General features: G+C 45.7%; 28 protein-coding genes. All 28 read right to left on the bottom strand.

The genetic code is table 11. From position 1 onward, the window contains the following. Positions 1-17 precede the first annotated feature (17 nt). Complete coding sequence (rpsK, locus tag GKR71_RS06955) at positions 18-407, bottom strand: 30S ribosomal protein S11 (protein WP_004388621.1); 390 nt, start codon at positions 405-407, stop codon at positions 18-20. Between the two features lie 16 nt (positions 408-423). After that, positions 424-780 (bottom strand): 30S ribosomal protein S13, encoded by a 357-nt coding sequence (gene rpsM, locus GKR71_RS06950; protein WP_004907144.1) that lies wholly within the window; start codon positions 778-780, stop codon positions 424-426. A 145-nt stretch (positions 781-925) separates the two neighbouring features. Next, entirely contained in the window at positions 926-1042 is a 117-nt protein-coding gene (gene rpmJ / locus GKR71_RS06945; protein WP_004265484.1) for a 50S ribosomal protein L36, read from the bottom strand. Positions 1043-1087: 45 nt separating this feature from the next. Next, positions 1088-2413 (bottom strand): preprotein translocase subunit SecY, encoded by a 1326-nt coding sequence (gene secY / locus GKR71_RS06940; RefSeq protein WP_154634083.1) that lies wholly within the window; start codon positions 2411-2413, stop codon positions 1088-1090. A gap of 7 nt (positions 2414-2420) precedes the next feature. Then, on the bottom strand, positions 2421-2855 hold the full coding sequence (gene rplO, locus GKR71_RS06935; RefSeq protein ID WP_006657024.1) for a 50S ribosomal protein L15: 435 nt from the start codon (positions 2853-2855) through the stop codon (positions 2421-2423). A 3-nt stretch (positions 2856-2858) separates the two neighbouring features. Further along, positions 2859-3038, bottom strand: coding sequence for a 50S ribosomal protein L30 (gene rpmD / locus GKR71_RS06930; RefSeq protein WP_006657023.1), 180 nt, complete (start codon positions 3036-3038; stop codon positions 2859-2861). 6 nt (positions 3039-3044) lie between these two features. Beyond that, positions 3045-3545, bottom strand: coding sequence for a 30S ribosomal protein S5 (rpsE, locus tag GKR71_RS06925; protein ID WP_006657022.1), 501 nt, complete (start codon positions 3543-3545; stop codon positions 3045-3047). Between the two features lie 14 nt (positions 3546-3559). Then, positions 3560-3913, bottom strand: coding sequence for a 50S ribosomal protein L18 (rplR, locus tag GKR71_RS06920; protein WP_006816326.1), 354 nt, complete (start codon positions 3911-3913; stop codon positions 3560-3562). Positions 3914-3922: 9 nt separating this feature from the next. Then, positions 3923-4456 (bottom strand): 50S ribosomal protein L6, encoded by a 534-nt coding sequence (rplF, locus tag GKR71_RS06915; protein ID WP_006657020.1) that lies wholly within the window; start codon positions 4454-4456, stop codon positions 3923-3925. Positions 4457-4470: 14 nt separating this feature from the next. Further along, a complete protein-coding gene (gene rpsH / locus GKR71_RS06910) occupies positions 4471-4863 on the bottom strand; it encodes a 30S ribosomal protein S8 (RefSeq protein ID WP_154634082.1) in 393 nt (130 codons plus the stop codon). Between the two features lie 34 nt (positions 4864-4897). Beyond that, positions 4898-5203 (bottom strand): 30S ribosomal protein S14, encoded by a 306-nt coding sequence (rpsN, locus tag GKR71_RS06905; protein WP_004265458.1) that lies wholly within the window; start codon positions 5201-5203, stop codon positions 4898-4900. A gap of 12 nt (positions 5204-5215) precedes the next feature. After that, positions 5216-5755 carry a 50S ribosomal protein L5 gene (rplE, locus tag GKR71_RS06900; RefSeq protein WP_006657019.1) on the bottom strand — a complete coding sequence of 180 codons (540 nt, stop codon included), beginning with the start codon at positions 5753-5755 and terminating at the stop codon, positions 5216-5218. A gap of 15 nt (positions 5756-5770) precedes the next feature. Next, positions 5771-6085: a 50S ribosomal protein L24 gene (gene rplX, locus GKR71_RS06895; protein ID WP_004265452.1), complete on the bottom strand. Its 315-nt coding sequence runs from the start codon at positions 6083-6085 to the stop codon at positions 5771-5773. Positions 6086-6095: 10 nt separating this feature from the next. Next, entirely contained in the window at positions 6096-6467 is a 372-nt protein-coding gene (rplN, locus tag GKR71_RS06890) for a 50S ribosomal protein L14 (protein WP_004265449.1), read from the bottom strand. Between the two features lie 176 nt (positions 6468-6643). Continuing rightward, positions 6644-6898, bottom strand: a complete 255-nt coding sequence (gene rpsQ, locus GKR71_RS06885; protein ID WP_006657018.1) for a 30S ribosomal protein S17 — start codon at positions 6896-6898, stop codon at positions 6644-6646. Beyond that, positions 6898-7089 (bottom strand): 50S ribosomal protein L29, encoded by a 192-nt coding sequence (gene rpmC, locus GKR71_RS06880; RefSeq protein WP_006657017.1) that lies wholly within the window; start codon positions 7087-7089, stop codon positions 6898-6900. Before rpmC ends, rpsQ begins: the two co-directional genes overlap by 1 nt. Beyond that, the gene (gene rplP, locus GKR71_RS06875; protein ID WP_004926449.1) at positions 7089-7499 is read right to left on the bottom strand and encodes a 50S ribosomal protein L16; all 411 of its coding nucleotides are present in this window, start codon (positions 7497-7499) and stop codon (positions 7089-7091) included. Before rplP ends, rpmC begins: the two co-directional genes overlap by 1 nt. Before the next feature lie 11 nt (positions 7500-7510). Then, positions 7511-8212 carry a 30S ribosomal protein S3 gene (gene rpsC, locus GKR71_RS06870; protein ID WP_004907131.1) on the bottom strand — a complete coding sequence of 234 codons (702 nt, stop codon included), beginning with the start codon at positions 8210-8212 and terminating at the stop codon, positions 7511-7513. 17 nt (positions 8213-8229) lie between these two features. Further along, positions 8230-8562 (bottom strand): 50S ribosomal protein L22, encoded by a 333-nt coding sequence (gene rplV, locus GKR71_RS06865; RefSeq protein ID WP_004265430.1) that lies wholly within the window; start codon positions 8560-8562, stop codon positions 8230-8232. Positions 8563-8577: 15 nt separating this feature from the next. Next, positions 8578-8856: a 30S ribosomal protein S19 gene (gene rpsS / locus GKR71_RS06860; RefSeq protein WP_004265426.1), complete on the bottom strand. Its 279-nt coding sequence runs from the start codon at positions 8854-8856 to the stop codon at positions 8578-8580. Between the two features lie 14 nt (positions 8857-8870). Then, on the bottom strand, positions 8871-9695 hold the full coding sequence (rplB, locus tag GKR71_RS06855) for a 50S ribosomal protein L2 (protein WP_006657016.1): 825 nt from the start codon (positions 9693-9695) through the stop codon (positions 8871-8873). A 19-nt stretch (positions 9696-9714) separates the two neighbouring features. Continuing rightward, positions 9715-10017: a 50S ribosomal protein L23 gene (gene rplW, locus GKR71_RS06850; RefSeq protein ID WP_006657015.1), complete on the bottom strand. Its 303-nt coding sequence runs from the start codon at positions 10015-10017 to the stop codon at positions 9715-9717. Then, positions 10014-10619, bottom strand: coding sequence for a 50S ribosomal protein L4 (rplD, locus tag GKR71_RS06845; RefSeq protein ID WP_036955909.1), 606 nt, complete (start codon positions 10617-10619; stop codon positions 10014-10016). The genes rplW and rplD overlap by 4 nt, the downstream gene beginning before the upstream one ends. 16 nt (positions 10620-10635) lie before the next feature. Beyond that, positions 10636-11265, bottom strand: coding sequence for a 50S ribosomal protein L3 (gene rplC / locus GKR71_RS06840; protein ID WP_036955911.1), 630 nt, complete (start codon positions 11263-11265; stop codon positions 10636-10638). Positions 11266-11297: 32 nt separating this feature from the next. Beyond that, complete coding sequence (rpsJ, locus tag GKR71_RS06835) at positions 11298-11609, bottom strand: 30S ribosomal protein S10 (protein WP_001181005.1); 312 nt, start codon at positions 11607-11609, stop codon at positions 11298-11300. 322 nt (positions 11610-11931) lie between these two features. Beyond that, positions 11932-12405 (bottom strand): bacterioferritin, encoded by a 474-nt coding sequence (gene bfr / locus GKR71_RS06830; protein WP_036955915.1) that lies wholly within the window; start codon positions 12403-12405, stop codon positions 11932-11934. A gap of 119 nt (positions 12406-12524) precedes the next feature. Further along, complete coding sequence (gene bfd / locus GKR71_RS06825; RefSeq protein ID WP_036955919.1) at positions 12525-12725, bottom strand: bacterioferritin-associated ferredoxin; 201 nt, start codon at positions 12723-12725, stop codon at positions 12525-12527. Positions 12726-12901: 176 nt separating this feature from the next. Then, the coding region (tuf, locus tag GKR71_RS06820) for an elongation factor Tu (RefSeq protein WP_036950356.1) at positions 12902-14085 on the bottom strand (1184 nt) is incomplete at its 5' end.

Raw genomic sequence — 14085 nt, 5'->3', positions numbered from 1 at the left:
AAAAAAAACGAAACGTATTAAACGCGACGTTTTTTCGGTGGGCGACAACCGTTATGAGGGATAGGAGTCACATCAGTAATATTAGTGATGCGGAAACCAGCGGCGTTCAGAGCACGAATTGTTGATTCGCGACCCGGACCCGGTCCCTTAACCATAACTTCCAGGTTTTTGATTCCGTATTCTTTCACAGCTTCTGCGCAACGCTCTGCCGCAACTTGAGCTGCGAACGGAGTGGATTTGCGAGAACCACGGAAACCGGAACCACCGGCAGTTGCCCAACCTAATGCGTTACCCTGACGGTCAGTAATGGTAACGATTGTGTTGTTGAAAGAAGCATGGATATGAGCCACACCGTCTGAGACTTGTTTTCTTACACGCTTACGTGCACGAACTGGTGCCTTTGCCATTATTCAATACCCCGACTTATTTCTTGATCGGCTTACGCGGACCCTTGCGGGTACGAGCGTTAGTCTTAGTACGCTGTCCGCGCACAGGAAGACCACGACGATGACGTAAACCACGGTAACATCCAAGGTCCATCAGACGCTTGATGCTCAGGGTAATTTCACGGCGTAAGTCACCTTCTACAACGTATTTAGCAACTTCGTCACGCAGCTTGTCGATTTGTTCTTCAGACAGCTCACTGATCTTAACATTTTCAGCAATACCAGTTGCTTCACAGATAGCCTGTGAACGAGTTTTGCCGATGCCGAAAATCGATGTTAAAGCGATTACGGTATGTTTATGATCAGGAATGTTAATGCCTGCTATACGGGCCACTATGCACTCCTAAGTTAAAATATACATTACTGTGCTGAAAAGCCCGTTTTCAGGATACTCAAACAATAATGTATCTTAGATAAAAAAGATTGGCTGGCTAATTTAGCCAGCTCAACCCAACTTTGCAAGAAAAAAATGCTTTTTCTTAGCCTTGACGTTGTTTATGTCTTGGCTCAACACTGCAAATCACACGAACGCTACCATTGCGACGGATAATTTTGCAGTTACGGCATAATTTCTTGACGGAAGCACGAACTTTCATTTTTACTCTCCGTAACTTCTAAGCAAACCATAATCACTCGCGTGATTATTTACCTTTTAGATTTGCTTTCTTCAATGCAGACTCATACTGACTTGACATCATCAGAGTTTGCACTTGAGCCATAAAGTCCATGATAACGACAACCACGATTAAGAGGGAAGTACCACCAAAGTAAAAAGGTACTTTCATTGCGTCACGCATGAACTCCGGGATTAGGCAGATAAAGGTAATATAAAGAGCACCGATTAATGTTAATCGTGTCATTACCTTATCGATGTACTTGGCCGTTTGCTCTCCCGGACGAATTCCTGGTACAAATGCACCGGACTTCTTCAGGTTATCTGCTGTTTCTCTTGGGTTGAAAACCAACGCAGTATAGAAGAAACAGAAGAAGATGATCGCAGAGGCATAAAGCAACACATATAACGGTTGTCCAGGCTGTAAGTACATAGATACTGTAGTCAGCCAGTCCCAGCCAGTTCCATCACCAAACCAAGACGCTATTGTACCCGGGAATAGTATGATACTGGAAGCAAAAATTGCAGGAATTACACCCGCCATATTCACTTTTAACGGTAAATGTGTACTTTGTGCAGCGTAGACACGGCGTCCTTGTTGGCGTTTAGCGTAGTTTACGACGATACGACGTTGACCACGTTCCATAAACACTACAAAGAAAGTTACCGCGAATACTAATACCGCAACCAACAGCAACAGGAGGAAGTGCAGATCGCCTTGCCGAGCTTGCTCGATGGTATGGCCAATAGCCGGCGGGAGACCCGCAACGATACCAGCGAAGATAATAATTGAAATACCGTTACTGATACCTCTTTCAGTTATCTGCTCACCTAACCACATAAGGAACATAGTTCCTGTGACTAAGCTAACAACTGCCGTGAAGTAGAATGGGAGGCCTGGATCAAGAACTAATCCCTGCATCCCTGGCATATTCGGTAGACCCATTGCAATACCAATAGATTGGAATATTGCTAATACCAGAGTACCCCAGCGAGTATATTGGCTTATCTTCCGACGACCTGCTTCTCCTTCCTTCTTGATCTCTGCTAATCGTGGGTTAACCACAGATAATAACTGGACAATGATCGATGCCGAAATATACGGCATGATACCCAGAGCAAAGATAGAAGCACGGCTAAGAGCACCACCAGAGAACATGTTAAACATTTCAATGATGGTGCCTTGTTGCTGTTCGAGCAATTTGGCAAGCACAGTGGCATCAATACCAGGGATTGGAATAAAAGAACCAATTCGGAAAACAATTAGCGCCCCAATAACAAACAAAAGTCTGCGTTTTAGTTCGCCAGCTCCACCTTTGGCACTTTGGAAATCTAATCCTGGTTGTTTAGCCATCTGTCACTTATTCCTCAATTTTACCGCCGGCAGCTTCGATTGCAGCGCGAGCACCTTTAGTAACACGAAGGCCACGTACAGTAACTGCACGATTCACTTCGCCAGACAGAATAACTTTTGCGTATTCAATCTGGATGTCAATAACGTTCGCGGCTTTCAGTGCGTTCAGATCAATAACATCGCCTTCAACAGAAGCAAAATCAGACAGACGGATTTCCGCAGTGATCATTGCTTTACGTGAAGTGAAACCGAATTTCGGTAAACGACGGTATAAAGGCATCTGGCCACCTTCGAAACCACGACGTACGCCACCGCCAGAACGAGACTTCTGACCTTTGTGACCACGACCGCCGGTTTTACCCAGACCAGAACCGATACCACGACCTACGCGTTTAGGCGCGTGCTTGGCACCTTCAGCCGGAGACAGAGTATTTAAACGCATCTCTTACTCCTCAACTTTAACCATGTAGGAAACCAAGTTGATCATACCACGAACAGCAGGAGTATCCTCGCGCTCTACTGTATGACCAATGCGACGCAGACCTAAACCGACCAGTGTTGCCTTGTGTTTCGGCAGACGACCGATTGAACTGCGAACTTGTGTAATTTTAATAGTCTTAGCCATGGCTGATTACCCCAGAATTTCTTCGACGGATTTTCCACGCTTAGCTGCGACCATTTCTGGAGACTTCATGCTGTCTAAAGCATCCAGTGTTGCACGAACCACGTTGATTGGGTTAGTGGAACCATAGGTTTTAGCCAGTACGTTGCGAACTCCAGCTACCTCTAAAACAGCACGCATTGCACCACCGGCAATAATACCGGTACCTTCGTGAGCAGGTTGCATAAACACGCGAGAACCGGTGTGTGTACCTTTCACTGGGTGGAATAATGTGCCGTTGTTTAGAGCAACGGTTTTCATACTGCGACGGGCTTTTTCCATCGCTTTCTGGATTGCTGCCGGAACTTCGCGCGCTTTGCCGTAACCAAAACCAACGCGACCGTTACCATCACCAACTACAGTCAGTGCGGTAAAGCTGAAAATACGGCCACCTTTAACGGTTTTAGCTACGCGGTTTACCGCGATCAGCTTTTCCTGCAGTTCGCCAGCTTGTTTTTCGATGTGAGACATCTTACACCTCTACCTTAGAACTGAAGGCCAGCTTCACGGGCAGCATCTGCCAGTGCCTGGACTCTACCATGATATTGGAAACCAGAACGGTCAAAAGCAACAACAGTGATGCCTTTTTCCAGTGCACGCTCAGCAATTAATTTACCAACTGCTGCTGCTGCATCTTTGTTTCCAGTGAATTTCACTTGCTCATTGATAGCTTTTTCTGTAGTAGAAGCGGCAACCAATGTTTCAGAACCGTTAGGTGCAATAACCTGCGCATAAATATGGCGTGGAGTACGATGTACCACCAGGCGAGTCGCACCCAACTCTTGGATCTTGCGGCGTGCGCGGGTCGCACGACGGATACGAGCTGCTTTCTTATCCATAGTGTTACCTTACTTCTTCTTAGCCTCTTTAGTACGCACGATTTCATCGGCGTAACGAACACCTTTGCCTTTATAAGGCTCAGGACGACGGTAAGCACGCAGTTCTGCTGCAACTTGACCAATCACTTGCTTATCCGCACCTTTCAGTACGATTTCAGTTTGTGTTGGACATTCAGCAGTAATGCCTGCTGGCAGTGCGTGTTCAACCGGATGCGAGAAACCTAAAGACAAGCTTACTGCGTTGCCTTTGATTGCTGCACGGTAACCAACACCGACCAGTTGAAGTTTTTTGGTGAAGCCTTCGGTAACACCGATAACCATTGCATTCAGCAGTGAGCGAGAAGTACCCGCTTGTGCCCATGCATCAGCAAAACCTTCGCGCGGAGCGAAAGTTAAGTGGCCATCTTCATGTTTAACTTCAACTGCATTATGGATAGTACGAGTAAGCTCGCCGTTTTTACCCTTGATCGAAATAACCTGACCGTTGAGTTTTACCTCTACGCCGGCAGGAATGACGACGGGTGCTTTTGCCACACGAGACATTCTTTCCTCCCGAATTAAGCTACGTAGCAGAGAATCTCGCCACCAAGACCAGCTTGGCGAGCTGCACGATCAGTCATGACACCTTTAGAGGTAGAAACAACAGCGATACCTAAGCCAGCCATAACTTGTGGCAGCTCATCTTTTTTCTTATAGATGCGCAGACTTGGGCGGCTTACACGCTGGATGCTTTCTACGACAGCCTTACCTTGGAAATAACGTAAAGTCAGTTCCAATTCTGGCTTGATGTCGCCTTCAATTTTAAAATCTTCAATATAACCTTCTTCCTTCAGCACTTTGGCAATCGCCACTTTCAGCTTGGAGGAAGGCATGGTGACCGCAACTTTATTCGCGGCCCGACCGTTACGGATACGGGTCAGCATATCCGCGATGGGATCTTGCATGCTCATCTGTCTTTACTCCCGTGATTCAATATGGTGACAATTACCAACTAGCCTTTTTAAGGCCCGGGATTTCACCGCGCATAGCGGCTTCACGGACTTTAATACGGCTCAGACCAAATTTCCGCAGGAAACCATGCGGACGCCCAGTTTGACGGCAGCGGTTACGCTGACGAGAAGGACTTGAATCACGTGGCAGTGTTTGCAGCTTGAGAACAGCGTCCCAGCGATCTTCATCAGATGCTTTAACATCAGAGATGATAGCTTTCAGTTCTACGCGTTTTGCGAAGAATTTCTCAGCTAATTTAGCACGCTTAACATCACGCGCTTTCATAGATTTCTTAGCCATGAGTAACCTGCCTTACTTGCGGAACGGGAAGTTGAACGCTGCTAACAGTGCGCGACCTTCATCATCAGATTTCGCAGTAGTGGTGATAGTAATATCTAAACCACGTACACGATCCACTTTATCGTAATCGATTTCAGGGAAGATGATTTGTTCACGTACACCCATGCTGTAGTTACCGCGACCATCGAAAGACTTAGCGGACAAGCCACGGAAGTCACGAATACGTGGTACAGCAATAGAAATCAGACGCTCAAGGAACTCCCACATGCGTTCGCCACGCAGAGTTACTTTACAGCCGATTGGATAGCCCTGACGGATTTTGAAGCCTGCAACAGATTTGCGTGCTTTGGTGATCAATGGTTTTTGACCAGAGATTGCTGTTAAGTCAGCTGCTGCGTTATCCAGCAGTTTTTTATCAGCGATCGCTTCACCAACACCCATATTCAGGGTGATCTTCTCGACCCGAGGGACTTGCATGACAGAAGTGTAGTTAAACTCAGTCATGAGTTTATTAACTACTTCGTCTTTATAGTAATCATGCAGTTTCGCCATCGTATACTCCAAAAATTACTTGATAGTTTCACTGTTAGATTTGAAGAAACGGACTTTTTTGCCGTCTTCGAATCTAAAGCCTACACGGTCAGCCTTGCCAGTTGCCGCGTTAAAGATTGCAACGTTAGAAACTTGAATAGCCGCTTCTTTTTCAACGATGCCACCTGGTTGGTTCAGAGCCGGAACTGGCTTCTGATGTTTTTTAACCAGATTGATACCTTCAACGATAACTTTACTAGAAGAAATAACCTGCTTTACTTTACCGCGCTTACCTTTGTCTTTCCCAGTTAGCACGATAACTTCGTCATCACGACGGATTTTCGCTGCCATAGTTCGCTCCTTAGAGTACTTCAGGTGCCAGAGAGATAATTTTCATAAACTTCTCATTACGAAGTTCACGAGTTACCGGCCCAAAAATACGCGTACCGATTACTTGCTCACTGTTATTGTTTAATAACACACAAGCATTACCATCGAAGCGAATGACAGAACCGTCAGGGCGACGTACACCCTTCTTGGTGCGCACCACTACCGCTTTCAGGACATCACCCTTTTTAACTTTACCGCGTGGAATTGCTTCCTTAACAGTAATTTTAATGATGTCGCCTACATGTGCATAGCGACGGTGCGAGCCACCTAGAACCTTGATACACATTACGCGACGTGCACCGGAGTTGTCGGCCACGTTCAGCATAGTCTGTTCTTGGATCATTTTAGTGCTCCGCTAAATGTCAACTACTACTGAGCCACCTCATTATGAAGAGGCCGTTCAAATATACCCATACTACGAGGGCGCGGCATTATAACACCACATCTTCGTGTTGGACAGGAAAAAATAAACGGCTCGATCAAAAAGAGCCGTTTATTCATCACGAAAAATCTATTCTATTACAGAACAGCTTTTTCTACAACGCGAACTAAGGCCCAAGACTTAGTCTTAGACAGTGGACGAGTTTCGCGGATTTCTACCACGTCACCAATTCCACATTCATTGTTCTCGTCATGTACGTGCAATTTAGTCGTACGACGGATGAATTTACCATACAGAGGGTGTTTCACCATACGCTCGATAGCAACAACAATAGATTTCTCCATTTTGTCACTAACTACACGACCTTGCAGAGTACGGATTTTATCGTTCATTACGCACCTGCCTTCTCAGTCAGTAAAGTCTTCACGCGTGCGATATCACGACGCACTTGTTTCATTAGATGAGACTGTTGCAGCTGACCACTCGCAGCCTGCATACGTAAGTTAAATTGCTCACGTAACAGGTTTAAAAGTTCAGCGTTCAGCTCTTCTACGCTTTTTTCGCGCAGCTCTTGTGCTTTCATTACATCACCGTCTTAGTTACAAAGGTGGTTTTGATAGGCAGTTTCGCTGCTGCCAGAGAGAATGCTTCACGAGCCAGCTCTTCAGGCACACCGTCCATTTCATACAGGACTTTACCAGGCTGAATTAAGGCAACCCAATATTCTACGTTACCTTTACCTTTACCCATACGAACTTCGAGTGGCTTTTCAGTGATTGGCTTGTCTGGGAATACACGAATCCAGATTTTACCTTGACGCTTAACAGCACGGGTCATAGCACGACGTGCCGCTTCGATCTGACGTGCAGTCAGACGACCACGGCCAACAGCTTTAAGACCGAAAGTGCCGAAGCTAACATCCGTACCTTGCGCCAGACCACGGTTGCGGCCTTTGTGCACCTTACGGAATTTTGTACGCTTTGGTTGTAACATAGCGACGCTCCTTACTTGCGGCCTTTACGCTGCTGCTTTTTAGGTTGAGCAGCTGGTTTCTCAGCTTGTTCAACTGCAGCCATACCACCCAGAATCTCACCTTTGAAGATCCATACCTTAACGCCGAGAACACCATAAGTGGTGTGCGCTTCTGAAGTGTTGTAATCGATGTCAGCACGTAATGTGTGCAGTGGCACACGGCCTTCACGATACCACTCGGTACGAGCGATTTCAGCACCGCCTAAACGGCCACTGACTTCAACTTTGATACCTTTAGCGCCCAGACGCATTGCGTTCTGTACTGCACGCTTCATAGCACGACGGAACATAACACGACGTTCCAGCTGTGAAGAGATGCTGTCAGCAACTAATTTAGCGTCCAGTTCTGGTTTACGAACTTCGGCGATATTGATTTGCGCAGGAACACCAGCGATATCCGCTACTGTTTTACGCAGTTTTTCAACGTCTTCACCTTTCTTACCGATAACGATACCTGGGCGAGCAGTGTGAATAGTCACACGGATGCTTTTAGCAGGACGCTCGATTACGATGCGTGAAATTGACGCTTTTGCCAATTCTTTATTCAAGTACTGGCGTACTTTAAAGTCGCTGTCTAGGTTGTCAGCGAATTCATTAGTATTCGCATACCAAGTAGAGTTCCAAGGTTTGACAATACCCAGGCGAATACCATTAGGATGTACTTTCTGACCCATTGCTAGTCTCCAGAGTCTCAGCGATCGGACACAACCACAGTAATGTGGCTGGTGCGCTTAAGAATACGATCTGCACGGCCTTTCGCACGCGGCATGATGCGTTTCATAGTTGGACCTTCGTCTACGAAAATTTTCGCAACTTTCAGGTCATCAATGTCAGCGCCATCGTTTTGCTCTGCGTTAGCAATAGCAGATTCCAGTACTTTCTTCACTAAACCAGCAGCTTTCTTGTTGGTGTAGGTCAGAATTTCCAGAGCTTGCGACACTTTCTTACCGCGAATCAGGTCGGCTACTAAGCGAACCTTCTGGGCAGAAGAACGAGCGTGGCGATGCATAGCTAAAGTTTCCATCTCTTCCTCCTATCCTTAACGTTTCTTAGCTTTCTTATCTGCCGCGTGGCCGCGATAAGTGCGAGTCGGTGCGAATTCACCCAGTTTGTGACCAACCATTTCGTCGGTTACGAATACTGGAACATGCTGACGACCATTATGGACAGCGATGGTCAATCCGATCATATTAGGAAAGATCGTTGAACGACGGGACCAAGTCTTGAGAGGCTTCTTGTCTCCGCTTTCCACCGCTTTCTCTACCTTCTTCAGCAAGTGCAGGTCAATAAAAGGACCTTTCTTGAGAGAACGTGGCATGGCTTATCCTCTAATTATTTTTTAGAACGATGACGTACGATGAATTGATCAGTACGCTTGTTACTACGAGTTTTCTTACCTTTGGTCTGAACGCCCCATGGTGTTACTGGGTGTTTACCAAAGTTACGGCCTTCACCACCACCATGTGGATGGTCAACTGGGTTCATCGCAGTACCGCGAACGGTAGGACGAATACCACGCCAGCGGCTAGCACCAGCTTTACCGAGAACTCGTAACATATGCTCAGCGTTACCAACTTCACCTAAGGTTGCACGGCAATCAGCTAAAACTTTACGCATTTCACCAGAACGCAGACGCAGGGTGACATAAGCACCATCACGAGCAACGATTTGAGCGTAAGTACCTGCTGAACGCGCTAACTGACCACCTTTACCTGGTTTCAGTTCGATGTTATGAACTGTAGAACCAACAGGGATGTTGCGCATTGGCAGTGCGTTACCAGCTTTGATAGCTGAATCAACGCCAGATTGAATCTGGTCACCAGCTTTCAGGCCTTTTGGTGCAAGAATATAACGACGTTCACCGTCTTTATATAGTACCAGTGCAATGTTCGCAGAACGGTTTGGATCATATTCCAAACGTTCAACAACTGCAGGGATACCGTCTTTGTTGCGTTTGAAGTCAACTAAACGATAATGCTGCTTATGGCCACCACCAATATGACGGGTAGTGATACGGCCATTGTTGTTACGACCACCGGATTTGCTGTTTTTTTCTAACAGCGGAGCATAAGGCTTACCCTTATGCAGCTCAGGGTTAACCACTTTAACAACGTGGCGACGGCCCGGAGACGTAGGTTTACATTTAACAACTGCCATTGTTCTTTACTCCTCCGACTTACTCTGCGCCGCTAACGAAGTCCAGATTCTGGCCTTCTTTCAGCGTAACGTAAGCTTTTTTCCAGTCACTACGACGACCAGAACGCTGACCGTGGCGTTTAGTTTTGCCTTTAACCAGCAAAGTGTTAACACCTTCAACTTCAACTTCAAACAGTTTCTGTACAGCAGCTTTGATTTCTGCTTTAGTTGCGTCTTTTGCAACTTTGAGAACGATGGTATTGCTTTTTTCCATCGCTGTAGAAGCTTTTTCAGATACGTGCGGCGCGCGCAGTACTTGTAGCAGACGTTCTTCACGGATCATGCCAGCATCTCCTCAACTTGCTTCACAGCATCAGCAGTCATAACCACTTTGTCGAAAGCAATCAGGCTAACTGGGTCGATACCTGCTGCATCACGAACGTCAACCTTGTACAGGTTACGTGCTGCTAAGAACAGATTTTCATCTAATTCAGCAGTGATGATCAGAACATCTTGCAGAGCCATATCTTTCAGTTTCTGTGCCAGCAGCTTAGTTTTAGGCGCTTCTACAGAGAACTGCTCGACAACGATCAGACGATCTTGACGTACCAATTCAGACAGGATGCTTTTCAGAGCACCGCGGTACATCTTCTTATTAACTTTTTGACTGTGGTCCTGTGGTTTAGCTGCGAAGCTAACACCACCAGAGCGCCAGATTGGGCTCTTGATTGAACCAGAACGTGCACGGCCTGTGCCTTTTTGACGCCATGGTTTTTTACCAGAACCAGAAACTTCAGCACGAGTTTTCTGAGCACGAGTACCTTGACGAGCACCAGCTGCATACGCAACAACTACTTGGTGAACAAGCGCTTCATTGAAATCACGCCCGAAGGTAGTTTCGGAAACAGTCAGCGCGCTTTGCGCGTCTTTCATTACCAATTCCATTCCTATCTCCTCGACGTTAAGCCTTGACAGCCGGTTTTACGATCAGGTTGCTGCCAGTTGCTCCTGGAACAGCACCTTTGACCAGCAGCAGGTTGCGCTCAGCGTCAACACGTACTACATCTAAGCTTTGAACAGTTACACGTTCATTACCCAGTTGGCCTGCCATTTTCTTGCCTTTAAACACTTTGCCCGGAGTCTGGTTCTGACCGATAGAACCCGGAACACGGTGAGACAAGGAGTTACCGTGAGTAGCATCTTGAGTACGGAAATTCCAGCGCTTAACTGTGCCGGCAAAACCTTTACCTTTAGATGTACCAGTAACGTCGACTTTTTTAACGTCAGCGAAAATTTCAACGCTAATGCTTTGACCTACGTTAAATTCAGTACCCTCTTCAGTACGGAATTCACGCAGAATGCGGCCAGCTTCAACGCCAGCTTTAGCGAAATGACCTGCTTCAGGCTTAGTTACACGGTTAGCTTTTTTGCTACCAGTAGTAACCTGAATTGCATTGTAACCGTCAGTTTCTGCAGTTTTAACCTGAGTAACGCGGTTATTTTCAATTTCGATAACAGTTACAGGGATAGATACGCCATCTTCAGTGAAGATACGAGTCATTCCCACTTTCTTACCGACTAAACCAATCATTGTTTCAACCTCTCAATCGTTCGACGACCTGATTAACCCAGGCTGATCTGCACGTCAACGCCGGCAGCCAGATCCAGACGCATCAGAGCATCAACGGTCTTCTCGGTTGGCTCAACGATGTCAACCAGACGTTTGTGAGTGCGAATTTCGTACTGATCACGCGCGTCTTTGTTAACGTGCGGAGAGATCAGAACGGTAAAACGCTCTTTACGTGTCGGCAGCGGGATAGGACCACGTACTTGCGCACCAGTGCGCTTAGCAGTCTCTACGATTTCCGCAGTTGATTGATCGATTAAACGATGATCAAAAGCTTTCAGGCGGATACGGATTCTTTGGTTCTGCATGAGACCAGAGCTCCAACTATTTTATAAACGTAAATGATTACTCCTCGCACCCATTTCGATTGATAGGGGAGTGTAATCGTTCTTGATGTAACCCCCATATCGGGAGTATTGTCTAAATGAGCAACAAATCGTTGACTCAATACTGAGATTTCAGTCCTAAAATTTAGGGCTTACTCATCAGTAAGCCCGCGCATTATACGTAATTTATCGCGAAACGCAAGCAATCGGGGAAAATATGTGCGAATTTTCTGATGTGCAAATTTAGCAGATATAAAAAAGGCCCATTACTGGGCCTAATTATGTTTTCGCCAATCATACAAAACTATTCTTCGATAACTTGTGCTTGAAGATAGTTTTGAATACCTAAACGTTTGATCAATTCCAGCTGAGTTTCAATCCAATCTATATGATTTTCTTCATCTGCAAGAATTTCTATCATTAAATCTCGGCTAACATAATCATGGATTGAATCCGCATAGCTAATAGCTTCTTTTAAATTTTTGGCTCCATCGAGTTCTAATTTCAAATCTGAAGCAAGCATCTCTTCGACATCTTCACCAATGTTCAGCTTACCTAGATCTTGTAGATTCGGAATACCTTCGAGAAATAAAATGCGCTCAATGTACTTATCCGCGTGTTTCATTTCATCAATCGACTCGTGATATTCCATTTCATTGAGTTTAGTTAGCCCCCAATTTTTAAACATCCGGGCATGTAGAAAATATTGATTAATTGCAACAAGTTCATTGCCCAGTAATTTATTTAAGTGGGCTATCATTTTTTTATCGCCTTTCATATTACCTCCATCGCTTCCAGTCCTATAAGTGTAGTACTGAAATTGATGATAAGAATAATATTTACACAGTTATCTGCGTGACGAATTTTAACTGAACAATAAAGGGGTATGTGAAAGGGTTATGCGACGTGTTCAATACACTGTTCTTCTAGATGCTGAAGTTCTTCCTGCAGAATCTCGCGCGTTTGTCGGATACATTTTCCGCATTCGCGCCCTACTGGCAAAATCTGACGTAGCCCTTTCAAAGAGGTGACATGATATTTACGCGCCACGTTCCTGATTTGTTTATCAGTGATTGCTTCACAAAGGCATACATACATGATCATTTACCTGCACAAATTACATACAGCAAGTTTAAATGAAAATGATTGGCATTTCAATTATCATTAATTGCAATATTTGAAAATAAAACAAATTAATGAGCTATATAAAAACAAAAAGGACGTCCTAAGACGTCCCTTTTTCTGTGGTTCTTTCTTATTCAGAAAGAGCGGTATTATGCAATGATTTTTGCAACAACACCCGCACCTACAGTACGACCACCTTCACGGATTGCGAAACGTAAACCATCATCCATCGCGATTGGGTGAATCAGAGTCACGATCATGTTGATGTTGTCGCCTGGCATTACCATCTCTACGCCTTCTGGCAGTTCGATAGTACCGGTTACGTCAGTTGTACGGAAGTAGAACTGTGGACGGTAGCCTTTGAAGAATGGAGTATGACGACCACCTTCATCTTTGCTCAGAATATAAACTTCTGATTCGAATTGAGTGTGTGGCTTGATTGAACCTGGTTTAGCCAGTACTTGACCACGTTGAATTTCTTCACGCTTAGTACCACGCAGCAGAACACCAACGTTCTCACCCGCACGACCTTCGTCCAGCAGTTTACGGAACATTTCAACGCCAGTACAAGTCGTCTTAGCCGTTGCTTGGATACCAACGATTTCAACTTCTTCACCAACTTTGATGATACCACGCTCAACACGGCCTGTTACTACTGTACCACGACCAGAGATTGAGAATACGTCTTCGATTGGCAGCAGGAATGGCTTGTCAATTGCACGCTCTGGTTCTGGGATGTAAGAATCCAGGTAGCCTGCTAATTCAACAATTTTCGCTTCCCACTCTGGGTTGCCTTCCAGCGCTTTCAGTGCTGAACCGCGAACAACTGGAGTGTCGTCGCCTGGGAAATCGTATTGAGACAGAAGTTCACGAACTTCCATTTCAACTAATTCTAACAGTTCTTCGTCGTCTACCATGTCACATTTGTTCAGGAAAACGATGATGTAAGGAACACCTACTTGGCGACCTAACAGGATGTGCTCACGAGTTTGTGGCATTGGGCCATCAGTCGCAGCAACAACCAGAATTGCACCGTCCATCTGCGCAGCACCAGTGATCATGTTTTTAACATAGTCGGCGTGACCTGGGCAGTCTACGTGTGCGTAGTGGCGAGTTGGAGTATCGTATTCTACGTGAGAAGTAGAAATGGTGATACCACGCGCTTTTTCTTCTGGTGCGTTATCGATTTGGTCGAATGCACGAGCGTTACCGCCGTAAGTTTTCGCCAGAACAGTAGTGATTGCTGCTGTCAGGGTAGTTTTACCATGGTCAACGTGGCCGATTGTACCAACGTTAACGTGCGGTTTTGAACGTTCAAATTTTTCTTTAGACA

Source organism: Providencia sp. wls1922 (assembly GCF_009706505.1).
GTDB lineage: Bacteria > Pseudomonadota > Gammaproteobacteria > Enterobacterales > Enterobacteriaceae > Providencia > Providencia lanzhouensis.
This window is presented reverse-complemented; position numbering and strand designations above follow the sequence as displayed.

Bases quoted from the DNA above. Each gene is read 5' to 3' on its own strand.
- rplW (WP_006657015.1), bottom strand. From the start codon at position 10,017: ATGATCCGTGAAGAACGTCTGCTACAAGTACTGCGCGCGCCGCACGTA.
- rplB (WP_006657016.1), bottom strand. From the start codon at position 9,695: ATGGCAGTTGTTAAATGTAAACCTACGTCTCCGGGCCGTCGCCACGTT.
- rplF (WP_006657020.1), bottom strand. From the start codon at position 4,456: ATGTCTCGTGTGGCAAAAGCACCCGTCGTCATTCCTGCCGGCGTAGAG.
- rpsC (WP_004907131.1), bottom strand. From the start codon at position 8,212: ATGGGTCAGAAAGTACATCCTAATGGTATTCGCCTGGGTATTGTCAAA.
- rplX (WP_004265452.1), bottom strand. From the start codon at position 6,085: ATGGCAGCGAAAATCCGTCGTGATGACGAAGTTATCGTGCTAACTGGG.
- rpsJ (WP_001181005.1), bottom strand. From the start codon at position 11,609: ATGCAGAACCAAAGAATCCGTATCCGCCTGAAAGCTTTTGATCATCGT.
- rpsS (WP_004265426.1), bottom strand. From the start codon at position 8,856: ATGCCACGTTCTCTCAAGAAAGGTCCTTTTATTGACCTGCACTTGCTG.
- rplR (WP_006816326.1), bottom strand. From the start codon at position 3,913: ATGGATAAGAAAGCAGCTCGTATCCGTCGTGCGACCCGCGCACGCCGC.
- secY (WP_154634083.1), bottom strand. From the start codon at position 2,413: ATGGCTAAACAACCAGGATTAGATTTCCAAAGTGCCAAAGGTGGAGCT.
- rpmJ (WP_004265484.1), bottom strand. From the start codon at position 1,042: ATGAAAGTTCGTGCTTCCGTCAAGAAATTATGCCGTAACTGCAAAATT.
- rplO (WP_006657024.1), bottom strand. From the start codon at position 2,855: ATGCGTTTAAATACTCTGTCTCCGGCTGAAGGTGCCAAGCACGCGCCT.
- rplV (WP_004265430.1), bottom strand. From the start codon at position 8,562: ATGGAAACTTTAGCTATGCATCGCCACGCTCGTTCTTCTGCCCAGAAG.
- bfd (WP_036955919.1), bottom strand. From the start codon at position 12,725: ATGTATGTATGCCTTTGTGAAGCAATCACTGATAAACAAATCAGGAAC.
- rpsH (WP_154634082.1), bottom strand. From the start codon at position 4,863: ATGAGCATGCAAGATCCCATCGCGGATATGCTGACCCGTATCCGTAAC.
- rpmC (WP_006657017.1), bottom strand. From the start codon at position 7,089: ATGAAAGCACAAGAGCTGCGCGAAAAAAGCGTAGAAGAGCTGAACGCT.
- rpsE (WP_006657022.1), bottom strand. From the start codon at position 3,545: ATGTCTCACATCGAAAAACAAGCTGGCGAACTGCAGGAAAAGCTGATC.
- rplP (WP_004926449.1), bottom strand. From the start codon at position 7,499: ATGTTACAACCAAAGCGTACAAAATTCCGTAAGGTGCACAAAGGCCGC.
- rpsK (WP_004388621.1), bottom strand. From the start codon at position 407: ATGGCAAAGGCACCAGTTCGTGCACGTAAGCGTGTAAGAAAACAAGTC.
- rplE (WP_006657019.1), bottom strand. From the start codon at position 5,755: ATGGCGAAACTGCATGATTACTATAAAGACGAAGTAGTTAATAAACTC.
- bfr (WP_036955915.1), bottom strand. From the start codon at position 12,405: ATGAAAGGCGATAAAAAAATGATAGCCCACTTAAATAAATTACTGGGC.
- rplC (WP_036955911.1), bottom strand. From the start codon at position 11,265: ATGATTGGTTTAGTCGGTAAGAAAGTGGGAATGACTCGTATCTTCACT.
- rplN (WP_004265449.1), bottom strand. From the start codon at position 6,467: ATGATCCAAGAACAGACTATGCTGAACGTGGCCGACAACTCCGGTGCA.
- rpmD (WP_006657023.1), bottom strand. From the start codon at position 3,038: ATGGCTAAGACTATTAAAATTACACAAGTTCGCAGTTCAATCGGTCGT.
- rpsQ (WP_006657018.1), bottom strand. From the start codon at position 6,898: ATGAACGATAAAATCCGTACTCTGCAAGGTCGTGTAGTTAGTGACAAA.
- rpsN (WP_004265458.1), bottom strand. From the start codon at position 5,203: ATGGCTAAGAAATCTATGAAAGCGCGTGATGTTAAGCGTGCTAAATTA.
- rplD (WP_036955909.1), bottom strand. From the start codon at position 10,619: ATGGAATTGGTAATGAAAGACGCGCAAAGCGCGCTGACTGTTTCCGAA.